The 23,443-nt window shown below is 64.9% G+C and carries 17 protein-coding genes; 13 read left to right on the plus strand and 4 right to left on the minus strand.

The genetic code is table 11. The features are described from left to right. Window positions 1-70: 70 nt before the first annotated feature. The 4 genes from RDV55_RS08980 (at window position 71) to RDV55_RS08995 (ending at window position 6,286) form a co-directional block, all read left to right on the plus strand. Complete coding sequence (locus RDV55_RS08980) at window positions 71-310, plus strand: hypothetical protein (protein WP_309187904.1); 240 nt, start codon at window positions 71-73, stop codon at window positions 308-310. Window positions 311-687: 377 nt separating this feature from the next. Further along, window positions 688-1,707 carry a hypothetical protein gene (locus RDV55_RS08985; RefSeq protein WP_111824031.1) on the plus strand — a complete coding sequence of 340 codons (1,020 nt, stop codon included), beginning with the start codon at window positions 688-690 and terminating at the stop codon, window positions 1,705-1,707. A gap of 122 nt (window positions 1,708-1,829) precedes the next feature. Further along, window positions 1,830-2,474 (plus strand): TetR/AcrR family transcriptional regulator, encoded by a 645-nt coding sequence (locus RDV55_RS08990; RefSeq protein WP_111823997.1) that lies wholly within the window; start codon window positions 1,830-1,832, stop codon window positions 2,472-2,474. Between the two features lie 272 nt (window positions 2,475-2,746). Further along, window positions 2,747-6,286 (plus strand): proline dehydrogenase family protein, encoded by a 3,540-nt coding sequence (locus RDV55_RS08995; protein ID WP_111823998.1) that lies wholly within the window; start codon window positions 2,747-2,749, stop codon window positions 6,284-6,286. A 184-nt stretch (window positions 6,287-6,470) separates the two neighbouring features. Here RDV55_RS08995 and rpmB read toward each other — a convergent pair whose 3' ends face one another. Continuing rightward, window positions 6,471-6,662: a 50S ribosomal protein L28 gene (gene rpmB / locus RDV55_RS09000; protein WP_003792657.1), complete on the minus strand. Its 192-nt coding sequence runs from the start codon at window positions 6,660-6,662 to the stop codon at window positions 6,471-6,473. A gap of 205 nt (window positions 6,663-6,867) precedes the next feature. Here rpmB and RDV55_RS09005 point away from each other — a divergent pair, with 205 nt between their 5' ends. The 9 genes from RDV55_RS09005 to RDV55_RS09045 all read left to right on the plus strand — a co-directional run bounded on the left by RDV55_RS09005 (window position 6,868) and on the right by RDV55_RS09045 (window position 18,258). Continuing rightward, complete coding sequence (locus RDV55_RS09005) at window positions 6,868-8,481, plus strand: DAK2 domain-containing protein (RefSeq protein ID WP_111823999.1); 1,614 nt, start codon at window positions 6,868-6,870, stop codon at window positions 8,479-8,481. Continuing rightward, window positions 8,469-10,616, plus strand: a complete 2,148-nt coding sequence (locus RDV55_RS09010; protein WP_111824000.1) for an ATP-dependent DNA helicase RecG — start codon at window positions 8,469-8,471, stop codon at window positions 10,614-10,616. Before RDV55_RS09005 ends, RDV55_RS09010 begins: the two co-directional genes overlap by 13 nt. Before the next feature lie 23 nt (window positions 10,617-10,639). Next, window positions 10,640-11,278 (plus strand): 16S rRNA (guanine(966)-N(2))-methyltransferase RsmD, encoded by a 639-nt coding sequence (rsmD, locus tag RDV55_RS09015; RefSeq protein ID WP_111824001.1) that lies wholly within the window; start codon window positions 10,640-10,642, stop codon window positions 11,276-11,278. Then, the gene (coaD, locus tag RDV55_RS09020) at window positions 11,275-11,745 is read left to right on the plus strand and encodes a pantetheine-phosphate adenylyltransferase (protein WP_111824002.1); all 471 of its coding nucleotides are present in this window, start codon (window positions 11,275-11,277) and stop codon (window positions 11,743-11,745) included. Before rsmD ends, coaD begins: the two co-directional genes overlap by 4 nt. Before the next feature lie 30 nt (window positions 11,746-11,775). Beyond that, window positions 11,776-12,486: a F0F1 ATP synthase subunit B family protein gene (locus RDV55_RS09025; protein ID WP_174703823.1), complete on the plus strand. Its 711-nt coding sequence runs from the start codon at window positions 11,776-11,778 to the stop codon at window positions 12,484-12,486. Continuing rightward, a complete protein-coding gene (locus RDV55_RS09030) occupies window positions 12,479-13,048 on the plus strand; it encodes a YceD family protein (RefSeq protein WP_111824004.1) in 570 nt (189 codons plus the stop codon). The genes RDV55_RS09025 and RDV55_RS09030 overlap by 8 nt, the downstream gene beginning before the upstream one ends. Then, the gene (gene rnc, locus RDV55_RS09035) at window positions 13,048-13,770 is read left to right on the plus strand and encodes a ribonuclease III (protein ID WP_111824005.1); all 723 of its coding nucleotides are present in this window, start codon (window positions 13,048-13,050) and stop codon (window positions 13,768-13,770) included. The genes RDV55_RS09030 and rnc overlap by 1 nt, the downstream gene beginning before the upstream one ends. 81 nt (window positions 13,771-13,851) lie before the next feature. After that, window positions 13,852-14,466 carry a response regulator gene (locus RDV55_RS09040; RefSeq protein ID WP_111824032.1) on the plus strand — a complete coding sequence of 205 codons (615 nt, stop codon included), beginning with the start codon at window positions 13,852-13,854 and terminating at the stop codon, window positions 14,464-14,466. Between the two features lie 255 nt (window positions 14,467-14,721). Further along, window positions 14,722-18,258 (plus strand): alpha-L-fucosidase, encoded by a 3,537-nt coding sequence (locus tag RDV55_RS09045; protein ID WP_245907732.1) that lies wholly within the window; start codon window positions 14,722-14,724, stop codon window positions 18,256-18,258. Between the two features lie 105 nt (window positions 18,259-18,363). On the opposite strand, the gene RDV55_RS09050 is transcribed toward RDV55_RS09045, so the two are convergent. Genes RDV55_RS09050 through cydD form a run of 3 tightly spaced genes read right to left on the minus strand, consistent with a single transcriptional unit; the run spans window position 18,364 to window position 23,434 of the window. Beyond that, window positions 18,364-20,010: a sensor histidine kinase gene (locus RDV55_RS09050; RefSeq protein ID WP_111824006.1), complete on the minus strand. Its 1,647-nt coding sequence runs from the start codon at window positions 20,008-20,010 to the stop codon at window positions 18,364-18,366. Next, window positions 20,007-21,761, minus strand: coding sequence for a thiol reductant ABC exporter subunit CydC (gene cydC, locus RDV55_RS09055; RefSeq protein ID WP_111824007.1), 1,755 nt, complete (start codon window positions 21,759-21,761; stop codon window positions 20,007-20,009). The genes RDV55_RS09050 and cydC overlap by 4 nt, the downstream gene beginning before the upstream one ends. After that, window positions 21,758-23,434: a thiol reductant ABC exporter subunit CydD gene (gene cydD, locus RDV55_RS09060; protein ID WP_218017141.1), complete on the minus strand. Its 1,677-nt coding sequence runs from the start codon at window positions 23,432-23,434 to the stop codon at window positions 21,758-21,760. Before cydD ends, cydC begins: the two co-directional genes overlap by 4 nt. Between the last annotated feature and the right edge of the window lie 9 nt (window positions 23,435-23,443).

Genomic DNA, 23,443 nt, shown 5'->3' on the forward strand with positions numbered 1-23,443 from the left:
CGCCGACGGCGACGCCGAATCGGCGCGTGCCATGCTGACGCGTCCGATGACGGACGAGGAAAGCACACTCGTGACGAACGAGGTGCTGACGGCCGCCTCATCTAGAATCGTCATTGAATCGGTCAGTAAGCCGACCTATGGCGGTGGATATATTGACACGAAGCAAGTGACGGCAACGCTTCGCCTCAACGGTGACCGTTTTACTCATACCTTCTCACTGGAGCGAAGACGCAAGGATAACGAAGCAGTGAAGCCTCATCGCCCCCGGCGGCAAGGGAGCTTCGTCAGTGTCGTCTCAGCTCATGAATGATACGGAAACAGTGCCTCGGTGTGGCCTGTCATGGTCTCGTGCCAGAGACCGTCGCTGCCAAGGTTGCAGGGATCCGTGCAACTCTCATCCACTATTGGGATCTCCTTGAAGACGCGCATGCAGATGTGAGAAGCTTGGCCAGCTGTCAAGAATCGAAAGCCGGAGAGCGAGCGCGTCGTGCGTTCCTGACCTGGAACCATCAACACGTGAGGAATCAGCACATGGAAGCCTATCCAAATGGCACGAACCAAGGAAATATCCCTCCGATCCCCCCTCCCTCTGGGGTTGCCTCTGCACCATCGGGCGAGGCTTCTTGGCGGGCGTTCGATCAGGGGGCAGGTGCGCCTGTCGCACAGTCCGCAGCACCTGTCGCGCCGATGTCGGATAAGCCCCGCCATAACTCCAAGCGCATCGCGCTCGTGATCGTTGCCTGTGTGATTCTGGCGGTCGTCGGAGTCCTCGGAGTCACCATCGCCAACTGGACGCGCACGCCCGAGGCCAAGGTGCGCGAGTATCTGGAGCTCCTGGCGGCAGGCAAAGCAAGCGCTGCCACCGCGATGGTCGATCCCGACCTGGCCAACGAGGAGCGCGAGTTCCTCACCGACGAGGTTATGGCCGCGGCGAGCTCCCGGTTGGAGATCGAGGAGATCGAAGCTGTGGATTCGGGCAGGTCCAAAGACTATGCCGTTGTTGCGACCATGAGGCTCAATGGTGAGCGATTTACGCACCTTTTCCAGGTGAGCCAGGGCAGCTCGACGCTGGGAGTGTTGAAAAACTGGAAGATTCAGAACTCGTTGGTCTCAGGCGTGAATGTGTCCGGACGCCATGTTCCAGGTTTCTCCATCGGGGGAGTGAAGTCCAACAAGACGTGGACGGAAACCGGAGGGACAACGGTCATGCTCTACCCCGGCGTGTATACCTTCACCGCTGAGGACCTGGGTGAGTACGTGCAAGCCGATGCGAACACAGTTGCCGTCACAGCCAGCGAGGATGGCTCTGAGGGTGGCTCGGTGGCAACCGTGTACTTCAAAGCCACGTTCACCGAGAAGATGGAACAGGCTGCGCTTGATGCGGCCGTCGCTGCGACCAACTCCTGCGGTAGCGTGCCGGGCAACATTGACAAGATCTGCCCCCCTTCGGTCCAGTCCAAGACGCTTACTCTCCTGGAGGTCAAGAAGCTGCCGACCTCGATGAAGCCCGCCCCCCGCGGTGCTGACGGATACTATGCCGAGGTCGTGTTTAGGCTCCAGGAAACGCCGGGCTGGTTGGACACCAAGCCCTACGATCTGGAGACCGATGTGTCGGTGAACGCTTCCTTCGACGACAAAGGAAAGCTCAAGCTCGATGCGTCAGGTAAGCCGGAGTTCGACATAGAGTTCGGCACGGTCGCTCCGTAGTACACGCCGCGCCCGGCTCCAACACCCCCACCGTGCAGGCTCACGCAACGGGTGTCGAGTCGGGCGCGGACCGCTATGATGAGTTGTTGGTAACTCTGTCGCAGTGGAAGTGGAGCAGCCGCATGAGCAATGAGGCCAAGGCAACAAACACCCGCAAGCCCGGTCGTCCGAAGGCTGGCAGTGAGGATAAGAAGGCGCGTATCCTATCGGAGGCGTTGACTTTGTTTTCAACCCGGGGCTACGTCGCGACCTCACTGGCGGATATTGCGCGCGCTGCCGATATCTCCAAGGCGGGCCTCCTACACCATTACGTATCGAAGGATCAGCTGCTTGCGGCTGTCCTTGATGAGCGTGATCGGCGTACTGTGAGCCGTCTGCCGCGTGCCGAGGAGGGGGCTGAGGCTGCCCTCGACGCATGGGTGGACATGGTCGCCAACAACCAGCGCCATCCTGATGGCGTTGCCCTCTACACGGCGATGTCTGCCGCGGTTATCGATGCGCAGCATCAGGCCCACCCGTGGTTCCGCCAGCACCTTCTCGGTGCGATTCAGTATCTGGTGGATGCGATTGAGGCTGGCAAGGCGCAAGGCGCGGTTCATCCAGATGCGCCGAGTGAACAGATCGCCCGTAAGCTCGTGGCGCTTTCCGATGGCCTGCAGGTTCAGTGGCTATGTTTGCGCGCTAATGGGGACCGTGACTTCAATATGCATGAGGTGACGGCCGGAGTCGTCGAAGACGTGAAAGCTCGCTGGCTTATTCGTCCCTGAACGTGGCGCTGATTGCCTCCGCATGAGACGACCTCAGTGTGAAACGCGGCACAGGGAATTCTTGTTTGCCGCTGTTTCGCAACATTAGGGGCTTAGGTCCCTTGTTGGCTTCGCGTGGGGTTTCGCGCCAGGACCATAGACGAGTGCAACAAGCGTTAGCATAGACAAACCAGCATACTTCGCGACGACGGGAGTTGTGCCGAGCGTGCCTAGCGATGCCGCTGCACGCGACGCGGAGAGTCCGTCGCTCTTTCACGCCTGGAGGTCTACGCATGACGAACGCCGCCGTTCCCACCTCGCCCAGCCGCAATCCCGGTACTAGGCGCTGTCCCGATGACCTGTGGGCGCTGGGGCACAGAGCAATTGCTCGGGCCCGCCGGTGGGCCGACGAATCGGCTCATGAACCCACGCCGCAATCAGCCAAACTTCTCTCTCGTATCCTCTCCGATCCGGACGGACTGACCTTCACCACCCGCTTCGTTGATGACGTTGTGCGGCCCTCGGATCTGGATGTGGCCAGCGCAGCCATGAAACGTCTGTCGGCAGGCCGCAAGGACTTTCTACCCCCGGCTCTCGCGGTGGCGATGGGGCTAGGGGCGACGGCCTCGCGCCTCGCTCCTCATGCGGTGACGGCCACGGCGCGCCGCGTGTTCCGTGAGATCGTCGGAGACCTCGTCGTCGACGCGACGGACAAGGGGCTGGGCCCGGCGCTGGGTCGTCTGCGCAAGGGCGGTCACCGCCTGAACGTGAACCTCCTCGGCGAGGCGGTTCTTGGCGAGAAGGAAGCGTCCCATCGCCTGGGCGAGGTCTCCCGGCTCGTGATGCGCGAGGACGTCGATTACGTGTCCATTAAGGTCTCTGCGGTGACCGGCCCGCATAATCCCTGGGGTTTCGAGGAGGTCGTCGACCACGGCGTGCGCGCGCTCCTGCCGCTCTATCGCCTCGCCCGCGATAATGGGACATTCCTGAACCTCGACATGGAGGACTACAAGGATCTCGATCTGACGATCGCGGTGTTCACTGCTATCCTCGACCAGCCGGATATGGGCGGATACGAGGCCGGCATTGTCCTCCAGGCATACCTGCCGGATTCCCTCGGTGCTCTCGAGCGCCTCCAGGAATGGGCGCGTGCGCGCGTCGATGCGGGAGGCGCGCGCATCAAAGTCCGCATCGTCAAGGGCGCAAACCTCTCCATGGAGAAGGTAGATGCACAGATCCACGGCTGGGAGCTGACGACCTGGCCCTCCAAACAGGCTACCGATACCAACTACAAGCGGATGCTCAGCTGGGCTATGACACCCGAGCACACCCGCGCGATCCGACTCGGCGTGGCGGGACAGAACATTTTCGACATCGCGTTCGCCTACGAGCTGCGCGCCGCGCGCGGCGTCGAAAACAGCGTCGAATTTGAGATGCTCTCCGGCATGGCCACAGGTATTCAGGAGGTTGTACGCCGCGACGTAGGCTCCCTCCTCCTGTACGTTCCGGTCGTCAATCCTCGCGAGTTTGACGTCGCTATCTCGTATCTGGTGCGTCGCCTCGAGGAAAACGCAGCGCCCGAAAACTTCATGTCCGGCGTTTTCGACATCGCCCAGAACGAGGATGTGTTCGCCCGTGAACGCGATCGCTTCCTCGCCGCACTGTCCGACGTCGATCCGGATGCTCCCGTGCCGACGCCCAACCGCGCTCAGAACCGTCTGGCCGAGCGGGGCAGCGTCGCCGAGCGTGCGCGTCGTCCCTTCGAATCCGAAGCAGATTCCGATCCCGCCCTGGCAGCCAATCGACAGTGGGCACGCGACATCGCTGCGGCGATCCCGGCCTCGACCAGGGGCAGTGAGGCAGTGCGCGCCGGTGCGAAGGCCCTAGCCACCAACGAGGCGGTTGATGCTCTCGTCGAAGCCGCCGCTGGAGCTGCACGCTCCTGGCAGGCTCTTTCTGTCGAAGAGAGAGCCGCTACGCTGCATCGCGTCGGAGACGTCCTCGCTGCGCGCCGAGGTGAGCTCATCGAGGTCGCCGGATCCGAGGCCGGAAAGACGATTGATCAGGCCGACCCGGAGGTCAGCGAGGCAGTCGACTTCTGTCACCATTACGCGGGTGCCTCTCTGCAGCTTGCCGACGAGATGTACGTGGCGGGAACGCGATTCGTGCCCGTTGACGTCACGGTCGTGGCTTCGCCGTGGAACTTCCCCGTGGCTATTCCCGTGGGCGGTGTCGCAGCGGCTCTCGCAGCCGGAAGCGCGGTCATCCTCAAGCCTGCACCGCCTGCCAAGCGCTGCGCGGCGGAGCTCGTCGCGGCCTTTCACGAAGCGGGGGTGCCACCGGAGCTCGTGTCCCTCGCCCCGCTCGAGGATGGGGACGTCTCGCGTTACCTGGTGACCCATAGGGGAGTTGACCGTGTCATCCTGACGGGTTCCTATGATACGGCTCGTCTCTTCCGTTCCTGGAAGCACGACATGCATCTGCTGGGTGAGACGAGCGGCAAGAACGCGATCATCGTCACCCCCTCGGCCGACCCCGATCTGGCGGTGCGCGACATCGTCCACTCGGCATTCGCTCACGCGGGACAGAAGTGCTCGGCGTCCTCCCTGTTGATCCTGGTCGGATCGGCGGGACGCTCCTCCCGTATTGCGCGCCAGCTCGTGGACGCGGCCGCTTCGCTGCGAGTGGGTCTGCCGGCATCGCTGGACTCCCAGGTCGGCCCCGTCGTCGTGCCCGACGATGAGAAGGCTGTTCGTGGCCTGACCACCCTGGGGGAGGGCGAGCACTGGGTGCTCACGCCTCGTTATCTGGGGGAGGGGCTGTGGACCCCGGGTATCCGTGCGGGCGTTAGGCCTGGAAGCGAATTCCATCTGACCGAATACTTCGCGCCGGTTCTCGGCGTCATGCGCGTCGACACCCTCGAGGAAGCTATAGATGCCGTCAACGAGGTCGATTACGGATTGACATCCGGCCTCCACACCCTTGATCGCTCTGAGCTTGCCACGTGGCTGGACGGTATCGAGGCGGGCAATCTCTACGTCAACCGAGGCATCACCGGCGCCATTGTGCGCCGTCAGCCCTTCGGCGGGTGGAAGCGATCGGCTATCGGATCGACCACGAAGGCCGGCGGCCCCTCCTACCTGTTGGGTCTGGGTGAGGTCGAGCCCGTCCGCGGCACTGCGGCGGGGGAGGGAGCCTCGAACGCCGTGGCGCTTGCTCCGAGCGTGCTTGCCTTGAGCCGGGCGGCTGCCTCTGACCTGAGCGCGGATGAGGCGGCCGAGCTGACCCGTGCCCTTCGCGCTGATGCGCTAGCCTGGGCCTCCGATTACGGTGCCAATCGCGATGTGACCGGCCTGGCGTGCGAGCGAAACGTCCTGCGTTACCGTGCCACTCCTGTTCTGGTGCGCGCTGGAAGCGGAACCTCCCTGGTGGATCTTCTCCGCGTCCTGGCGGCTGGTCTCCTGGCGGGTGGCCCTATCGGACTGTCGGTCGCCGACCGGCTTCCCGAGTCCGTGCGAGAGCTGTTGGAGGCATCAGACATCGAGGTGACGTGCGAAGACGCGGACTCATGGGATTATCGCCTGGCACTGGTGGCACAATCCGGTGGTCTGGGGATTCGCGTGCGCGTCCTTGGCCCGCGCGACGAAGCTTCGGAGCAACGCTGGGCGCGCGCGAGCCGAGCGAGCTCGGGAAGCCCCGATGTCGCGCTGTACACGGGTGACGTGACCCCGTGCCCGCATTCGGAACTGCTGCCCTTCCTACGCGAGCAGGCGGTCTCGATCACGAACCACCGTTTCGGAACTCCGCTCGATTTGGCGGCAGAGCTTCTGTAACTCTCACGCGCCCCGACGGCAAGAGGACTGCGAGTTGAGGGCGCAGGGTGAACGCCCGCGACCAATCGTCGCGGGCGTTCACCCGTGCCTGCCTAGATAGCGTCGGCTAGCGCACAGATAGGGGTAAACGCTGGAGGGACGAGCCATCGGCTCGCCCCTCCAGCGTTGCGTCAGTGTCGTCGAATCAGATCGCGCGGGCGACCTTGTCGGACTTCAGGCACTTGGTGCAGACGTTCAGGCGCTTGGGCGTCCCATTGACCAGGGCGCGAACGCGCTGGATGTTCGGATTCCACCGGCGGTTGGTGCGAACGTGCGAGTGCGACACGCTCTTGCCGAAGCCGGGTCCCTTACCGCACACGTCACAAACGGCAGCCACGATGTTCTCCTCGGTATGTCTTCCAGTTCAGTCATTGGCTCCCCACGGTCGCGGGGAACGCATCCTCCGGTGCTTGAACCGAAGGCAACCATGACAGAATAGCGGATGATGCGCGCTTTCAACAAGTCGCACGCGTGATTGGTCGTGTCAGGTCGCACACAGCAACCGTCGCGTGGACAATGGGACGAGGCAGGAAAGGGGAGTCATGGAGCTCAATGCTGCGGTCATTATCGAGGCGTGCCGTGCCGGTGCTGAGGAGGCTGCGCGGCTCGCACCCTTCCTCGACGACCTGGATGGATGGGACGGCGCCGACTGTGACACGGGGGCGAACGCTGCCGCCACGATGGCTGCCCTCGCCGCCGCGATGGACTCCCTCGAGCCTCGCGCCCACCTGCGTTTGGCCCTCGAGGCCGGCGTCGAGACGATCATCCGCCGAGGCCTGGGGCACAGCGGTCTCGCGCTCGGCGCCTTGTTTGAAGCGTGGGCCGGTGCCCTCGGCGATGAACACAGGGTGACGCCTCTCGTGGCGCGCCGCATGCTCGCGGCATCGCTGACACCCGTAGCCTCCGCCATCGAATGGTCGGACGCCCTCGTCGAAATGCTTGGAGGAGCCGTCCGAGAGCTCACGGAGATAGGGGATACCCTTCCCGAGGTCGAGGACGTGTTCTCCCGTTTTTCGACCCAGGCGCAGATCGGCCTCGTGGAGGCGACGAACGAGGCGACGGGACGCATCGACCCGGGTGGTGCATTCATCGCCCTGGTGCTCGCGTGCATTGACGCATCAATGCGTAACGACGTCGGAATCCTGCAGTCGTTCACCGCGATGCTCGCGGATCTCGCGCAGCGTCACTCGCGTGCCCCGGAAGCAGCCACGCCTCCGCCCGGCCGGGACTTCACGGTCGATATCATCCTGGAAGGAACCGAGGAAGACCTGCGCGCACTCCTCGTGCGCCTGGGTGGTCTGGGGGCGCGCCTGTCCTACGTGGGCCGTGTGGATCTTTTCGGCATGGGGGAGTGGCGCCTGCACGTGGACACCTCCGCACTGCTCGCGGCGCACCCCACGTCCGGGCAGGTCGTACGCTTCCAGGTGTGCGACGCGCGCCCCGACGCGCAGATCGGCATTGACGAGCTGGCCGATGAAGGCCTGAGCCACCGCGGCGTGCGTCTCCTGCAGCGTCGCCCGATGCGGCGCGTCGAGCGTGCTCGCGTGGTCGCATGCACGCGTGCCCCCGGGCTCGTGGAGGATCTTGCTCGTGCCGGAGCCGTCGTCTTTTTGGACCTGAACTCCAGCGACGCCGCCGGCATCGTGTCCGCGGCCAGCTCGCGGACAGGGGTGACGCTCGTCGCCCCCTGCGACGAGGCCAGCGCGGCCCTGGTTAGTACCGTCGCCTCTGTTCTTCCCTCTCCGGCTCCCGGCGTGCCCGCGATACTTCGGGCAGCCAGCAGGGACGATCTCGGTGTTCTTGCCGTCGCTCGCGCGTGCGCCCCGCTTTTCGTCCCCCAACCCGGCGGCCTCGGCGCCGCCCCGACGCTCGCGCGGATGTTGCGCGACGGTGCCCACGATGCGCTCTTAGCGTGGACGAGCGCCCAGCTGCCACTGGATGGTGACCCCGAAGGTATCGCCGAGGCCCTGGCTGAGGCCGCACGCGGGGGAGGACAGTCCTGGCGGCTGCTGGTCGCGCGCGAGGACGACGGTCCCTACACGGTGGCGACGGTGCGCCAGCTGCTGTCCACGCGTGACGCGTCGTCCTCGATCGACCTGGAGACATGGGACGGCGGACAGAGCGGGCCGAGCCTTGTGGCAGGGTGCTCATTGTGAGCGCGCTTGATGTTCCCCTGTCCCTGCGCCTACCTAAGAAGACCGTGAAGGCACTCGAGGGTGCGGGAGTTGCGACGGTCGGCGACCTGCTCATGGTGGCCCCTCGCAGGTACTACCACTGGGGGCGGCTCACTCCTCTGTCCTCCCTGCGTGAGGGTGAGGACGTCACGATCCTCGCCGAGGTTGCCTCCGCTCACCTGATCGCTAACCGTTCCGGCTCGGGCGTGCGCCTGGAGGTTACCCTCACCGACGGCATTCAGTTCCTGTCCGCGACTTTCTTCGCGAAAAACCAGTACAAGCTCGCGCCGATCGAGAGGATACTCACCCCGGGCCAGTCCTTCCTCTTCGCCGGCAAGGTGGGTGCCTACCGCGGCAAGCTGCAACTCGCTCACCCGTCCTTTGAGGGTGTCGACGGGGAAGACATTGAGCGAATCGCGTCTCGTCCCATCCCGATCTACCCTGCGACCGGTTCCCTGGCATCGTGGGCGATCGCGCGCGCCGTCGGCATGGTCCTGGACCACCTCAACGACGCGGACGTTCCCGACGCGGTCCCGGCGCGTGTGCGCGAACTTGTTCGCATTGCTGACCACGCTCAGAGCCTGCGTCGCCTGCACCAACCAGAGACTGACGAGGACTACCGGCAGGCCCGCCGCGCCCTGGCCTTTACGGAAGCATTCGTGCTCCAGGTGGGACTGGCGATGCGCCGACGCGGCGCGCGCGCCACCCCGGCGCTCGCTTCCCCCCACAGTTCCCCCCTCCTGGAGCGATTCCGCGAATCTCTGCCCTTCGAGCTCACCGACTCCCAGAAGGAGGCCGTCGCGCAGATCGGTGCCGACCTCGATCGCGACATTCCGATGCAGCGCCTCCTCCAAGGGGATGTCGGCTCGGGTAAGACGGTTGTCGCGCTCATGTCCTTCCTGCAGGTCGTCGCGGCCGGCCATCAGGGCGCACTCGTCGCCCCGACCGAAGTCCTCGCCGAACAGCACGCGTCATCCCTGCGCTCCCTCCTCGCCCCCCTGGGGGAGGGAGCTCCCGACGTGCGTCTCCTGACGGGTTCAACCACCCCGGCGGCTCGTCGCGAGATTCTGGCCGCCATGAACTCCGCCGTCCCTCTCATCGTCGTTGGCACGCACGCCCTGTTCCAGGAATCCGTGCGTTTCGCTGATCTCGCGCTCGTTGTCGTCGACGAACAGCATCGCTTCGGCGTTGAGCAGCGCGCCGCCCTGAGGCGGGCTCGTGAGGACGGGCGCGGCGTCCACGAGCTGGTCATGACGGCGACGCCGATACCTCGCACGATCGCGATGACAGTGTTCGGCGACTTGGACGAAACCCGCATGAGCGGCATGCCCTGCGGGCGTACGCCCGTCGCCACCTACCTCGCGGATTCCGCAAACGCCGCGTGGGTGGAGCGCACGTGGGGGCGAGCCGCCGAGGAGATCTCGCAGGGGCGGCGCGTCTACGTCGTCTGCCCGCGCATCGACGCGAGCGACGAGGTGCGCGACGCCGATGAAGAACACGCGCGCCCCTTGGCCTCCGTCGAAGAAGTTGCCGCCTACCTGCGAGGGCACCGCGCGCTCGCGGGCGTGGCGATCCACGAGCTGACGGGGCGCACGCCCGCGCCCGTGAAAGCGCAGATCATGGAGGACTTTTCCGCCGGGCGTGCCCCGCTCCTTGTTGCCACCACCGTCATCGAGGTCGGCGTCGATGTGTCCGAGGCGACCCTCATGGTGATCCTTGACGCCCAGCAGTTCGGGCTTGCTCAGCTCCATCAGCTGCGCGGTCGGGTCGGTCGATCCTCTCTGCCCTCCCTGTGCATTGCGATGCATCGACATGACCTCACCGATTCGGGGCTCGCGCGGCTGCAGGCGTTTGCGGAGACGATAGATGGTTTCGAGCTGGCAGAGGCGGATCTGCGCCTGCGTAAGGAAGGCGATGTGCTCGGCGCTGGCCAGTCCGGCAAAGCCACGCACCTGCGCTTCCTCTCCGTTCGCCGCGACGAGTCCCTCATCCGTTCCGCCAAGGACGCTGCCGATGCTCTCCTGGAAGCCGATCCGACGCTGGAGAGACACCCGGACCTGGCGCGTGCCCTGCGCGGCGCATCCGAGGGCCAGGTCGAGTGGATGCAACGCTCCTAAGGCCCGCCCGGTAGGGTAGAGCCATGACCAGGATCGTCGCAGGTAGTGCCAAGGGCCGCAGCCTCGCCGTGCCCAAGTCCGGCACACGTCCCACGTCCGAGCGCGTGCGCGAGGCCCTCTTTTCGCGCCTCGACCACATGAACGTCCTCGCTGGGACCACCGTCTTGGACCTGTACGCCGGGACGGGCGCACTCGGCCTGGAAGCCCTGTCGCGCGGTAGCGCTCACGCAACCCTCGTCGAAAAAGCGTCGTCGGCGGCGCGCGTCGCATCCGCCAACGTCCGCTCGACGGGCCTACCCGCCCGCGTCATCACGGCAGACGCACGCTCCTTTCTCGCCGCACGCACCGGGGAGGAACTACGCGGAGACATCGACCTGGTCTTCATCGATCCGCCCTACGACATCGCCGAGGCCGACATGACCTCCGTGCTGTCCTCGCTCGGCCCGTGGATCGGCCCCGACGCACTGGTCGTCGTGGAGCGATCGACCCGAGCTCCCGCTCCGACGTGGCCCCCGTTCCTCGTCCTCGAGGATCAGCGAACATGGGGTGAAACCGTCGCCTACTTTGCCGGTCCGCCGCTGCCCAAGAACGAACCCGAGGACGGTGCCGATGCGGTCGCGGACGCCCCGACCTCGTCGGCCAACGTGGAGGAAACTCGATGATCGCACTGTTCCCCGGCTCTTTCGACCCCTTCACGAACGGTCATCTCGATGTCGCCGAGCGCGTCTGCGCCATCGCCGAGCGTCTCATCATCGGCGTCGGCACCAACCCCGCTAAGCGCGGCCTCATTGATCCTGACCGGCGGGTCGCGCTCATTGAAGAAGCCACCGCTCACCTGACGGGCGTTGAGGTGGTCCTCCTGCAGGGGGCAACGATGGACGAGGCCGCCCGGCTCGGTGCAACCCTCATCGTCAAGGGGGTACGCTCATCCATCGACCTCGACTACGAGGCACCGCAGGCCGTCTTTAACGATGAGGTCGGCGGCATCGACACCTGGTGGATCCCGACCCGTCCCGCCCTTGCGCACGTCTCATCGAGCGCCATCCGGGAGTTATTGGGTCTCAAAAAGGATATTTCTCGGTATGTCCCGCCAGCGGTTGAGCGATATCTGACCGACAATAGAAGCTGAATCATGCCCGGTGGAACGCAGGAGGGAACCATGGCTGACACGACCGACAACCAGACTCAGGATGAGTGGAACGAGGAAACCGTCTACGGTCCGTCCACGGTGATTGCCGCCCTCGATCAGATCGAGGACCTCGTCGAGTCTTCGCGCACCGTTCCCCTCTCCGCTTCGATCGTGATCAACAAGGCCGAGCTGCTCGACCTGCTGGATCAGGCGCGCGAGGCCCTGCCGGAAGACCTCGTCGCCGCCGACGCTGTCGTTGCGGATGCGGACGCGGTCCTGGGACGGGCGGACTCGGCTGCGGAAACCCGCATTGCCGAGGCGAACTCGCGTGCGTCTTCGACCCTCGATCAGGCCAACGAGCGTGCCGCGCAGATTCTCTCTGACGCGGAGGAAGAGGCTGAGCGCACGCGCTCTCGCGCAGACGATGAAGCGACCGCTGTTGTTTCTCAGGCGCGTTCGGACGCCGAGGCTGCGATCGCCGATGCAAACGCGCAGGCAGCTCGCATCGTCTCCACCGAAAACATCGTGCGCATGGCTGAGGATCGCGCGCGTGAGATCGTCTCCGATGCGAAGCGATCGGCAGCCGCGCTGCGCGAGGGTGCCGACGACTACGTCGCGAGTTCCCTCGACGAGCTCTCCCACCTCATCTCCGATCTGGCACGCCGCACGGATGCCGGCCGCCGCGCGATCGCCGAGCGTCGTGGCGTCGACGTCACCGATGTGGACCTGACCAATGAGTGACCAGACGCTGGTTCTGCCCCTGGCGCGCCTGCCTCGCACGCTCGGGTCCACCCTGCACGAGGACCTTCAGTGGGTCACCCCCGATGACATGGGCACACCCTCCATGTCAGCAGTTCCGGGCGTGCCGCTGGATATCTCCGTGGATATGACCAGCGTCGAGGACGGCGTTCTCGTCCAGCTGGCTACCTCCGTCGACCTGGTTGGAGAATGCGTACGCTGCCTCGACGAGGTTCGCGACCATCACGACATCGTCAGTACGGAGGTCTACTTCGAGCCAGGTTCTCCCGCCCTGACTCCTGCGGACGACGAGGACGACGAGGCCGAGGACCTGTTCGTCATCGGCGAGCGCGACACGATCTGCATTGAGACCCAGCTGCGCGACGCGATCGTTCCCCTCGTGGACCCACGCCCGTTGTGCAGTGACGACTGCGCGGGCCTATGCGACGTGTGCGGCGAGAAGTGGGCAGATCTGCCCGAGGGGCACGACCACTTCGTCGTCGATCCGCGTCTGGCTTCCCTGGCATCCCTGCTGGGGGAGGAATCCGAGTCGGGGCGTGCCTGATGGGACGATCAAAGCACCTGCCGGTACCGCCGCGCACCGATACCGACGCCCTCGTGGAAGCCTGGGGGACACACGTCGATGCGCCGCTTCTGCAGCTCGCACTCGTGCATCGTTCCTACGCGAACGAGGCCGGCGGGATTGCCAACAACGAGCGTCTCGAGTTCCTGGGTGACTCGGTGCTGTCGATCGTCGTCGCCCAAAAACTGTACGAGCAGTACCCGGACGTCGCCGAGTCGGACCTGTCGCGCATGCGCGCGGCCACCGTCTCGCAGCAGCCCCTCGCTGCGGCGGCCCGGCGAATCGGCTTGGGTGACTTCGTCTTCTTGGGTAAGGGGGAGTCGACCCACGGCGGGCGCGATAAGGACTCCATCCTGTCCGACACCTTCGAGGCTCTGATCGGCGCAACCTATTTGACGAGCGGCCTGGAAGAATCTCGCCGCGTCATCTTGGAGTGTCTGAGCTTCCTGCTCGTGGATGCCCCCTCGCGCGGGCAGCACCAGGACTGGAAGACGATACTCATCGAGCACGCGCAGGCGCATGGCCTGGGCGGGGTCTCCTACGAGGTGGCGGGCCGGGGACCGGACCATCAGCGGGTGTTTACCGCGCAGGCCTTCGTCTCCGAGCGTTCGGATGCGATCGGGTCCGGGCAGGCCTCGTCGAAGAAACACGCGGAGAACGCGGCCGCACAGGATGCGATGAGCCGCCTGTCTCCGGGGCAGTAGAAGTAGTAGCTGAGGGCGTTCGTCCTCCCGACCGTTAGAATCAGACACGTGAGTGAAAATACCGCTGCGCGTACGCGCGTCATGATCGTCGACGATCACGAGATCGTTCGACGCGGCATTGCTGAGATCGTTGACCGAGACGAGGCGCTCGAGGTTGTCGCTGAGGCCGGGTCCGTTGCGGACGCGGTGCGTCGTGCCGACCTTGTGCGCCCCGACGTCATCCTCGTCGACCTGCAGCTGCCCGACGGCACGGGCATTGATATCATGAATCGCCTGCGTGCCGCTCATCCGCAGATCCTCCCGGTGGTCCTGACGTCCTTCGATGACGACGAGGCCTTGGCTGAGTCCCTGGAGGCAGGCGCGCGTGCGTATATCCTCAAGACTGTACGCGGTGCGGAGATCACGGATGTCATCAAGGCGGTCGCGGATGGTCGCGTTCTGCTCGACGAACGCACTCTGACGCGTCGACGTGTCGACCACGAGGATCCGACGGCTGATCTGACGCCTTCGGAGCGCAAGGTCCTGGACCTGATTGGTGATGGCCTGTCGAACCGCGAGATCGGAGAGAAGCTCGGTGTTGCGGAGAAGACCGTGAAGAACCACATCACGTCTCTGCTGTCCAAGATGGGCCTGCAGCGTCGCACGCAGGTCGCCGCCTGGGTTGCCGGACAGAGGGCTGCCGCGTGGCGTAACTGAGCTACAGCCTCGTCCCTGCGGGGAGCGAGGACGATTGGAGCGGGTCGGATTATCCGGCCCGCTTGTCGTGTCTCCCCGAGGTAGAAGCATGAATTGTACGGTCGTTGTAGTTTCGTTCTAAACAGGGAAAACCCTGATTTGTGAGAAAGCTACCATCAAACTGGTTCATGGATAAGTCCCGTGGGGTAACGTACGCCTCATCCTCATTGTTGAGGATGGACACCGTCGTCCACCGTCCCCCTGAAAGGATCCCCCGTGAACCTCAAGCGAACGCTTGCCGGTTGTGCGGTTGCCGCGGCAATGGTGCTCGCACCCATGAGCGCCCCTGCCTTCGCCGACGCGCCACCAACGCCCACCGGTATCCCCGCAGCTGTCCCTCTCAGCTCAACCCCCAAGATCGCCAAGTGGCAGGAACTCCAGTACGGAATGTTCATGCACTTCGGTGTCTACTCCGTCTACGGCGGCTACTACAACGGTCATCGGCAAGCCATGGGCTACCCCGAACAGATCAAGGCATGGGAGAAAATCCCCACCGACGACTACCTGCTCAAGGCCAAGGACCTCGCCGCCAACTTTGACGCCGCGGCTATCTGCAAGACGGCCCACGACTCGGGTATGAAATACCTGATGATCACGTCGAAGCACCACGACGGCTTCGCCATGTGGGACACGAAGACGACCGACTACAACATCGTCAAGCAATCCAACTACGGCAAGGACCCGATGAAGGAGCTGTCGACCGAATGCAACAAGCTCGGGGTCAAGCTCGCCTTCTACTTCTCCATCATCGACTGGACGAAACAGACCCCCGAGCCCTACGGCAACGTCAACCCCATCGATGAAGATCTGATGACGACCGTCATCAAGCCCCAGCTGACCGAGCTCCTCACCAACTACGGCCCGATCGCCGAGCTCTGGTTCGACATGGGCGGCCCCACCGCCGAGCAGTCCCAGCGCATGGCCCAGTGGGTTCACGAACTCCAGCCCGAGACGATGGTGAACTCGCGCGTGTGGAACAAGGCCGGTGACTTCGAGGTCGGCGGCGACAACTCGGTGACCACCGACTTCCACATGGGTCCATGGGAATCGATCCGCTCTATTTTCCCTGCCTGCTGGGGCTACTGCTCGTGGGCGAACCGCGACGCGAACGCGAAGAGCTACAAGGAACGCGAGCTGGTCAACAACCTGATCGGCACCGTTGCCTCGGGCGGCCAGTTCGCATACAACATCGGTCCCAAGGGCGATGGCACCATCGACGAGTTCGACTCGGGCGTCGTCACCGAGGTCGGCCAGTGGATGGCACGCCACCCCGACGCCATCACGGGCGCACGCCCGACCTGGTTCCCCGCACCCAACTGGGGCAAGGTCATGACCAAGGGCAACGACCTGTACTTCTTCCCCGAACTGTGGAGCCCCGGCAAGACACTGACCCTTCCCGGCGTGGGTGGACACGTCACCGGAGTGACCGTGGACGGGACTGAGCGTGCCCTCGAATACAAACAGGACGGCACGACCCTGACGGTCACCATGTCCGGCGACAACCCCGAGCCGAGCCTGCGTCCCGTCATTAAGGTCACCTTCGACGCCGCTCCCACCTACGTACCCACCCAGACGGTGACCGCCGTTGATGGCGCGACGATATCGTCCGAGCAGTTCTTCGCACGAGCCTCCGCGTTGCGTTACTCCGGCGCACAGGCATACGACGCCTACCTTGTGAACAAGACGGACAAGGCCATCACCGACCTGACACTGAAGTTCTCGGGCAACTTCTCGCCGACCACCACCTACAAGATCACCCTCGGCGAGAAGTCTGTTGAGGCGACCGGCGCTCAGATCGAGGCCGGCGAGGTCGGAGAGGGACTCGCTCTCGAGCCGCACAAGATCACGCCCCTGCGCCTGGAGCTGGCGCACCCCTCCTACTACGCCGACCCGATTGGTCTGCACTCCGTGAGCGCAACGGTGCATGTCTACGGAGACAACGCCGCCACGCAGCCTCCCGTCATTGCCACCGATCCCTCCTCGGTCTCAGTCAAGGCGGGGGAGAGCGCCACCTTCACCGTCGTGGCCTCGGGCCGCCCGGCCGCCACCATTCAGTGGTACCGCGTCCCCAAGGGATCGACCGAAGGCACGGCGATTGACGGCGCGACCGGTGCCATGTACACCCTGACGACGACGCTAGAGGATGACGGCGCGCAGTTCTACGCAGTCGCGACGAACGCCAACGGATCCGTCACCTCGCAGCGTGCGACCCTGACCGTCACCAAGGGCAGCGATAACCTCGCCCTCAACAAGACGGCGTCCATGTCGTCGATGGGCTGGGGAGGCACCGCCTCGCGCGCCGTTGACGGTGACACGGACGGCGTGTGGGATCACGGATCGGTGGCCCACACGGGCAAGCAGGCGAACCCCTGGTGGGAGGTCGACCTCGGCGAGAACCACCCCCTCGGCGTCGTGAACGTCTGGAACCGTTCCTCCTCCGACAACTGCCAGGGAGTCTCCTGCGATCAGCGCCTGCACGACTTCTGGGTTGTGGCCTCCACTGAGCATCTTTCCGATACCTTCAACCCGGCCTCTGCCGGTGCGGTGGACGGCGTCCACATGATCAAGGTTGACGGGGTCGGTGGCCGCCCGAGCGCGGTCGACTTTGAGGGTTTCGAGGCACGTTATATCCGCGTCATCCAGCCCACCGAATTCGGTGAGTTCGCGCTTGCGGAGGTTGAGGCGTTTGCTCCCGCCACACCGACCCCGGATCCGCAGGAGCAGGAGCCCCCAGCCTTCGCGCCGCTGACGGTCACCGCTAATCCGGCTGCGGATGCGCAGATCTCTGGCGACGGAGCTTTCCGTACCGTGACGGCCAAGGAAGGAACCGAGGTCACGATCAAGGCCGAGGTCAGTGGCAAGCCCGCGCCTGCCCTCTTCTGGCAGATCAAGCGTCAGGGCTCGGACTCGTGGGCCATCCTGGACGACGAGAATGGTCCCGAGCTGACCCTCACGATTGACGGTGAGAACAACGGTTCGGTCATCCGGGTGATGGCAATGAACGAGGCCGGGGTTGCGGAGTCTGGCCTCGTGGCCCTCGCACTGGCCGACGAGCCTTCGCCGGAGCCCGAGCCTAGCCCGGATCCGACCCCTGACCCGGTTCCTACCCCTGATCCGGCCCCTGTGCCTGATCACACGGTGGGGACGTGGATGAACGACGGAGTCGGCTGGTGGTGGAAGATCACCGGCGGTGGCTACGCCAAGAACGAGACCCTCATCCTCGGTGGTTCCGTGTACCGTTTCGATCAGAACGGCTACATGCTCAGCGGTTGGGTGTACTGGGACGGCGCGTGGCATTACCACAACGGTGACGGTGCGCAGATGACCGGCTGGGCGAACCTGGGAGGGGCCTGGTTCTACCTGATGCCCGACAGCGGTGCGATGGTCACGGGCTGGCACATGGTGGAGAACAAGTGGTTCTACTTTGCTGCCAACGGAGTGATGAGTACCGGCTGGCTCCACGTGAACGGACAGTGGTACTACTTGGATCCTAGCGGCGCGATGCACACCGGTTGGCTCCAGCTGGGCTCGCACTGGTACTTCATGAGCGAGCGCGGTGCCATGACCATCGGTTGGAGGCCTGTGGGGAGCGCCTGGTACTACTTTGGTGCCTCGGGCCAGATGTCCACCGGATGGCAGCAGATCAGCGGTGCCTGGTACTACTTCGGCACCGGAGGCGATATGTACACGGGCCGCCACTGGATCGGCTGGCGCTGGTACACCTTCGGCAGCGACGGGCAGTGGCTGGGATGATACTCAGCTGAGATCCGGGAGATAAACAGTTCTCGTACCAATGCGGTGGGGGTGGAGTTCCAATCGGAACGTTCGCCCCCACCGCCATCTCTGCTTCGCGTGGGCTTAGCCCTCAAGCGGTGCAATCCAGCGAATTTGCGTGCCGACGCCGCCATCGCCCGTGTCCGTGTCAAAGCTGCCGTGGTGTCGCCGGGCCCGCTCAGCCATGTTGGCCAGGCCGGAGTTACGTGTCCGGCTCGGCTCGATACCGCGCCCATCGTCGTTGATCGTAATGCGCACTCGCCCAGACTTTCCCCACCCAGAGACATCCACGCATACGGTCGCGGCAGTTGCGTGGGCATGACGGGCAATGTTCGACAGGCCTTCGCGCACGACCGCGACGACGTCGTCGGATAGGTCGGGGTCGACACGTCCGTCGAACTCATCGATGACGACCAGCTCGTTATCTAGGTCGGAGTTGATGGCGCTTCCGTCGAGAGTAATCAGTAGCGACGGCGCGAAACCAAGGGCAGAGCGGGTGAGCGAAGACTCGCGGCGAATCCGTTCGACGAGCCCGACGGCCTTGTCGCGTTCGCGCAGATTGTGCACGATCGTGCGAATCTGGCGGACCGCCTCGTCGATGGAAGCGAGGGATGAATCGATGAGCGCCTCGACGGAGGCTGGGTCGGCCTGGCCGGCCGCTACCTTCTGTTTCGCTGCATCTAGTGCCATGCCGGTTGCGAAGAGCTGCTGGATGGCGAAGTCGTGCAGGTCGCGCCCGATACGGTCACGCTCGTCGAGAAGAGCGGCCACGTCCTGCGCGTGGCGAGCGGAAGCCAGCTCGAGAGCGAGCGTCGCCTGTGAAGCGAGAGATTCCGCGAGAGAAAGCTCCGAGGCATCGAACTCGGGGGCACCGATCTGGCGCAGGAGGATGAGGACGCCGGATGAGACACCACGGGAGCGCAGGGGGGCATAGAGCGCGGAACCAAACGCAGCCAACTCGGGGACACGCATTGTCTGCGCGCGTGACATCGAGTCGACGATCATGCCGGTGCCCTCGTGTAGCACGCTCATGGCGCGTCCCTCGGTCGGGAAGACGAGCCCGAGCAGGTTGGCAGCGTTCTTGCCGTCGACAATCTCGGCGGCCCACGTGTCGCCGACGGACTGCAGGACGATGATCGCCGTGTCGGCGTGAGAGACCTCGCGCACGGTCTTGGCGATGAGCTCAAGTGCCTCCTCCTCGTCGGTGCCTTCCAGCATCGTTGTTGTCAGCGACTGGGAGGCGCTGATCCACCGTTCGGTTCGCTTGGAGTCAGCGTAGAGGTGGGCATTCTCGACGGCGATTCCGGCGGCTGGCGCGAGCGCGCTCAACACCGCGGCGTCTGCATCCGTGTATCCGCCGGGCTTGCCGGCAAGGTACAGGCGGCCATAGACCTGTTCGTGCACGAGGACGGAGACCCCCAGAAACGGGGGAGTGTGCGCGGGAAGCTCGAGGTCGGGCGCATCCGAGGGGGAGTTGACCAGGAGCGGCTCCGACGCTGGGATCGCCGTGATGAGTGCGGAGGGTACGTTGGGCAGTGGCCGGGAGTCGTGGTACTCGAGCTGGAGCGTTGTCGCTCCCCACGTGTCGAGGACGGACAGCGTGGCGTGCGGCGAAGAGGTGAGGGCGCAGGCCTGATCAACGAAGTTCTGCAGGCCAGATCTCAGGTCGAGCGAACTCGTCAGGTCGAGTGCCGCCTGGAGAAGCGTGAAATCCGTACGCTCGTGGCTCATTGTTCCTCCTGCTCGAGAGCCCACTGGTAGGCGGGCAGAATGCGTGTCACGTCCTCGTGCGTTCCCTGCGCGGCGACGCGTGCGCATCCGCCGGGCTCTTGCGCTGCCAGGACGAGGACGTGGTCGGCCTGGTCGAGCGCGCTGAGCCGGTGCGTGACGACCAGGGTAGCGCGGTCGGCAGACGGGGTGAGGAGCGTTTCCATGAGGCGGTCCGCGGTGGCAGCGTCGAGGTGTTCGGAGGCCTCGTCGATCGCGAGGACGGGAGCGGGGGCCGCAAGAGCGCGGGCCATGAGCAGGCGGCGACGCTCGCCTCCCGACACGGTCGTTGCGCCGGAACCGACGAGCGTGTCGATGCCGTCCGGCAGGGAAGCGACCCACTCCTTGAGGCCGGCTCGGGAAAGGAGATCCGAGGCCTCGTCTCGCGTGAGAGAAGCGCGCGCGACGCGCAGATTCTCGTAGATGGTGGTCGCGAAGACGTGGGCATCCTCGGCTGTCATCGAGATGTGGCCGGTGAGCTGGTCACGCTTGGCTCCCCACGCGGGAACGCCGTTGATGAGAGCGGAACCAGACTTGGGTGGGATCACGCCCGTCAGGGTCGCCAGCAGCGTGGTCTTGCCGATGCCGGATGCTCCCACGACGGCAAGGGAGGAGCCGGGACGGAGCGTGAGCGAGATCCCGGTCGCGAGCGTCGGCCCCCCAGGCCATCCGATAGCCAGGTCGTGCGCCTCGATGACGGTCGCGCCCTCGGGGATGTCGTGCGGATCTGGTGGCGTCTCGCCCTCCAGGAGCGCGCAGATTCGCTTCGCTGCCTGGGCGCTTCGCACCAGTTGAGCAGCGGCAGGGGCGAGCTCGGCCACTCCCTCGAAGGATGACAGCGGGACAAGGACGATGACGGCGAGGAGTACCTGAGCGAGCGTGCCCGCGCTCGTCTGGGGAACACCGATCAGCAGCGCACCGACAACGGCTGCACCCATCGCGCACACGTCGAGACCACGAGCCAAGGCGGACAGGCGCGCCGAGCGGGCTAGAGCGGCGGACAGGTGGCCCTCGGAGTGAGCGAGGGAGCGCTTCGCGTGGTCGAGCGTGCCCGCCACCGACAGCTCGGTGGCACCCTCTAGAACCGCGAGGGTGGTCGCCGCGATGTCGGTGCGCGCCTGCGATCCCTGGGCTTCGGCGAGTCGAACCGATCGCGCGATAAGCGCGGGTGCCACGACGCCAGAGACTATGAGAGCGCAGGCAAGGATCGCGCCAGCGGCGGGAGAGATGACCGTGACAACACCGACTGTCCCCACCCCGACAATGATGGCAACGAGGGAGGGAAGCAGCGTCTTGACGACGACGTTTCCTACCTCGTCGACGTCTGAACCTGCGCGTGTCATGAGATCGCCGCGTCGCAGCGTCGTCAGCGTCGCCGTCGGTGCCTCGGACAGTCGATCGTAGAGGTTGGCGCGCAGCGCATCCATGCCTGCCAACGCGACCCTATGTGAGGCGAGGCGCGAGAAGTAACGGGCAAGAGCGCGTGAGACACCAAAGAGTCGAACCGCCGTAGCCGCGACGCTCAGATACAGGACTGGGGGCTGCTGGGATGCGCGAGCTATCAGCCATGCGGCGGTGCCGCCGAGAGCGATCGCCGATCCGAGGGCAGTGACGCCGAGGAACAATGAGAGAGCAAACCCGGAGCGCGACACCCGGAGCATGGAGATGCAGCGACGCAGTGCGCTCGACTCTGTGTGGGTCAGGAAGAGGTTCATGAGCGTTCCTCCTCCTCGGTGGCGGAACGGACGTCGATGACGGCATCAGCGGCTTCCATCATGGCGGCGCGGTGTGCGATGACGATGACGGTGCGCCCCTCGCGGCGCATCTCGTCGATAGCGCGAACGACGGTTTCTTCGCTGAGGGCATCGAGATGGGCGGTCGGCTCATCCAGGATGACGACCTGGGAGCGCGCTGCGAGGGCGCGCGTCAGGGCCAAGCGCTGGCGCTGGCCAACCGACAGGCCAACGCCGCCGGTACCGATAGCAGTGTTCCATCCATCGGGGGTGGCAGCCAGGACGGTGTCGAAGCCGGTGGCCTCAGCCGCAGCATTGAGAGCATCGTGGGGTAGGTCTCCCATGTTGTCCAGGATCGTACCCGGGACGAGGGTAGGAGACTGGGGAACCCAGGAGATCTGATCGCGCCAGGCGGAAGGGGCAACCTCGGACAGAGCGATCTCCTCGCGCGTGGAGGACGAGTCCGACCCACGCAGGACGACGCGCCCCGCATCCGGGGTCATGTCTGCCAGCAGACAGGCGACGATTGTCGACTTTCCGGCACCCGAGGGTCCGGATAGCGCTGTCACGTTGCCGGGAGCGATGACACCCGAGGTTGGGGCAGGAGCCCAAGCGCCGCGTGCACGCACGCCGACGCCGTCCAGAACGATCTGTGTGCACGACAGGTCGGGGCACTTCGCGACACCAGGGGAATCCACCGACTCAGCCTCCTCGATGATGTCAAATGCTGCGCGCGAGGCCGTGACGCCGTTTGCAGACGCGTGGAACTGGGCACCAACCTGACGCAGAGGTTCAAAGACTTCTGGCGCCAGCATGATGACCGCGAGTCCGTGGAACAGCGAGATGTTACCGAACACGAGGCGCATGCCGACCTCGACGGCCACGAGAGCCACCGACAGGGTCGTGAGAAACTCCAGGACACCGCCCGAGAGGAAAGCAACACGCAGCGTGGCCATCGTGGCCTTCGTGTTTGCGGCTCCGAGAGCTCGCAGGTGGGTGCGCGGTGCCTTCTCCCGTCCGAGTGCCCGCAGCGTTGGAATCCCGGACATGAGGTCAAGCAGTTGGGCCGTGAGGCGCTTCATCGACGCCAGTTTGTCCTCCGACGCTGCCTGCGTGAAGCGCCCGATGAGGATCATGAAGATCGGGATCAGCGGGATCACGAGGAGCGCGATGAGAGCCGACCAGAAGTCGAGGAGGACGATGACGCCGAGGGCTGCCGGCGTCACGGTGCACACGAGAACCAGCTGAGGCAGGAAAGATACGAAGTAGGGGCGCAGATCTTCCAGGCCGGTTGACAGAAGCGTCGCCGTCTCGGCTCCGTTCGTCGCTCGCCAACGCGGGCCGAGTGCGATGCTCGCGTCAACGACGCGTCCGCGAAGTTCGGACACTGCTGCGGCTGCCGCGCGTGTGCTGACTGCCTCGCGGGCCGCGAGGACAAGCGAGCGGCAGATAAAGACAGCTGCGATGGCACCGACAATAGGCGCGACATCGTGAAGGGTCGCGCTGCCGGACACGACGGGGGAGAGGGCTGCGGAAATGAGCAGCGCTTGGGCGAGCACCAGCAATGCTGTGATCGTTCCAAGAAGGGCTGTCAATGCGATTGGCCCGCGGGCAGAGCGGGCGTAACGCAACAAACGAGGATCAAAGGGGCGCACGTATCTATT

Origin of the sequence: Schaalia odontolytica (assembly GCF_031191545.1) — a bacterium.
In the GTDB taxonomy this organism is placed as follows: Bacteria; Actinomycetota; Actinomycetes; order Actinomycetales; family Actinomycetaceae; genus Pauljensenia; species Pauljensenia odontolytica.

What these genes read in the sequence shown, in the direction of transcription:
- RDV55_RS08985 (WP_111824031.1), top strand. Translation starts at nt 688, where the DNA reads ATGTCGGATAAGCCCCGCCATAACTCCAAGCGCATCGCGCTCGTGATC.
- RDV55_RS08990 (WP_111823997.1), top strand. Translation starts at nt 1,830, where the DNA reads ATGAGCAATGAGGCCAAGGCAACAAACACCCGCAAGCCCGGTCGTCCG.
- RDV55_RS08995 (WP_111823998.1), top strand. Translation starts at nt 2,747, where the DNA reads ATGACGAACGCCGCCGTTCCCACCTCGCCCAGCCGCAATCCCGGTACT.
- RDV55_RS09005 (WP_111823999.1), top strand. Translation starts at nt 6,868, where the DNA reads ATGGAGCTCAATGCTGCGGTCATTATCGAGGCGTGCCGTGCCGGTGCT.
- rsmD (WP_111824001.1), top strand. Translation starts at nt 10,640, where the DNA reads ATGACCAGGATCGTCGCAGGTAGTGCCAAGGGCCGCAGCCTCGCCGTG.
- coaD (WP_111824002.1), top strand. Translation starts at nt 11,275, where the DNA reads ATGATCGCACTGTTCCCCGGCTCTTTCGACCCCTTCACGAACGGTCAT.
- RDV55_RS09025 (WP_174703823.1), top strand. Translation starts at nt 11,776, where the DNA reads ATGGCTGACACGACCGACAACCAGACTCAGGATGAGTGGAACGAGGAA.
- RDV55_RS09030 (WP_111824004.1), top strand. Translation starts at nt 12,479, where the DNA reads ATGAGTGACCAGACGCTGGTTCTGCCCCTGGCGCGCCTGCCTCGCACG.
- rnc (WP_111824005.1), top strand. Translation starts at nt 13,048, where the DNA reads ATGGGACGATCAAAGCACCTGCCGGTACCGCCGCGCACCGATACCGAC.
- RDV55_RS09040 (WP_111824032.1), top strand. Translation starts at nt 13,852, where the DNA reads ATGATCGTCGACGATCACGAGATCGTTCGACGCGGCATTGCTGAGATC.
- RDV55_RS09050 (WP_111824006.1), bottom strand. Translation starts at nt 20,010, where the DNA reads ATGAGCCACGAGCGTACGGATTTCACGCTTCTCCAGGCGGCACTCGAC.
- cydC (WP_111824007.1), bottom strand. Translation starts at nt 21,761, where the DNA reads ATGAACCTCTTCCTGACCCACACAGAGTCGAGCGCACTGCGTCGCTGC.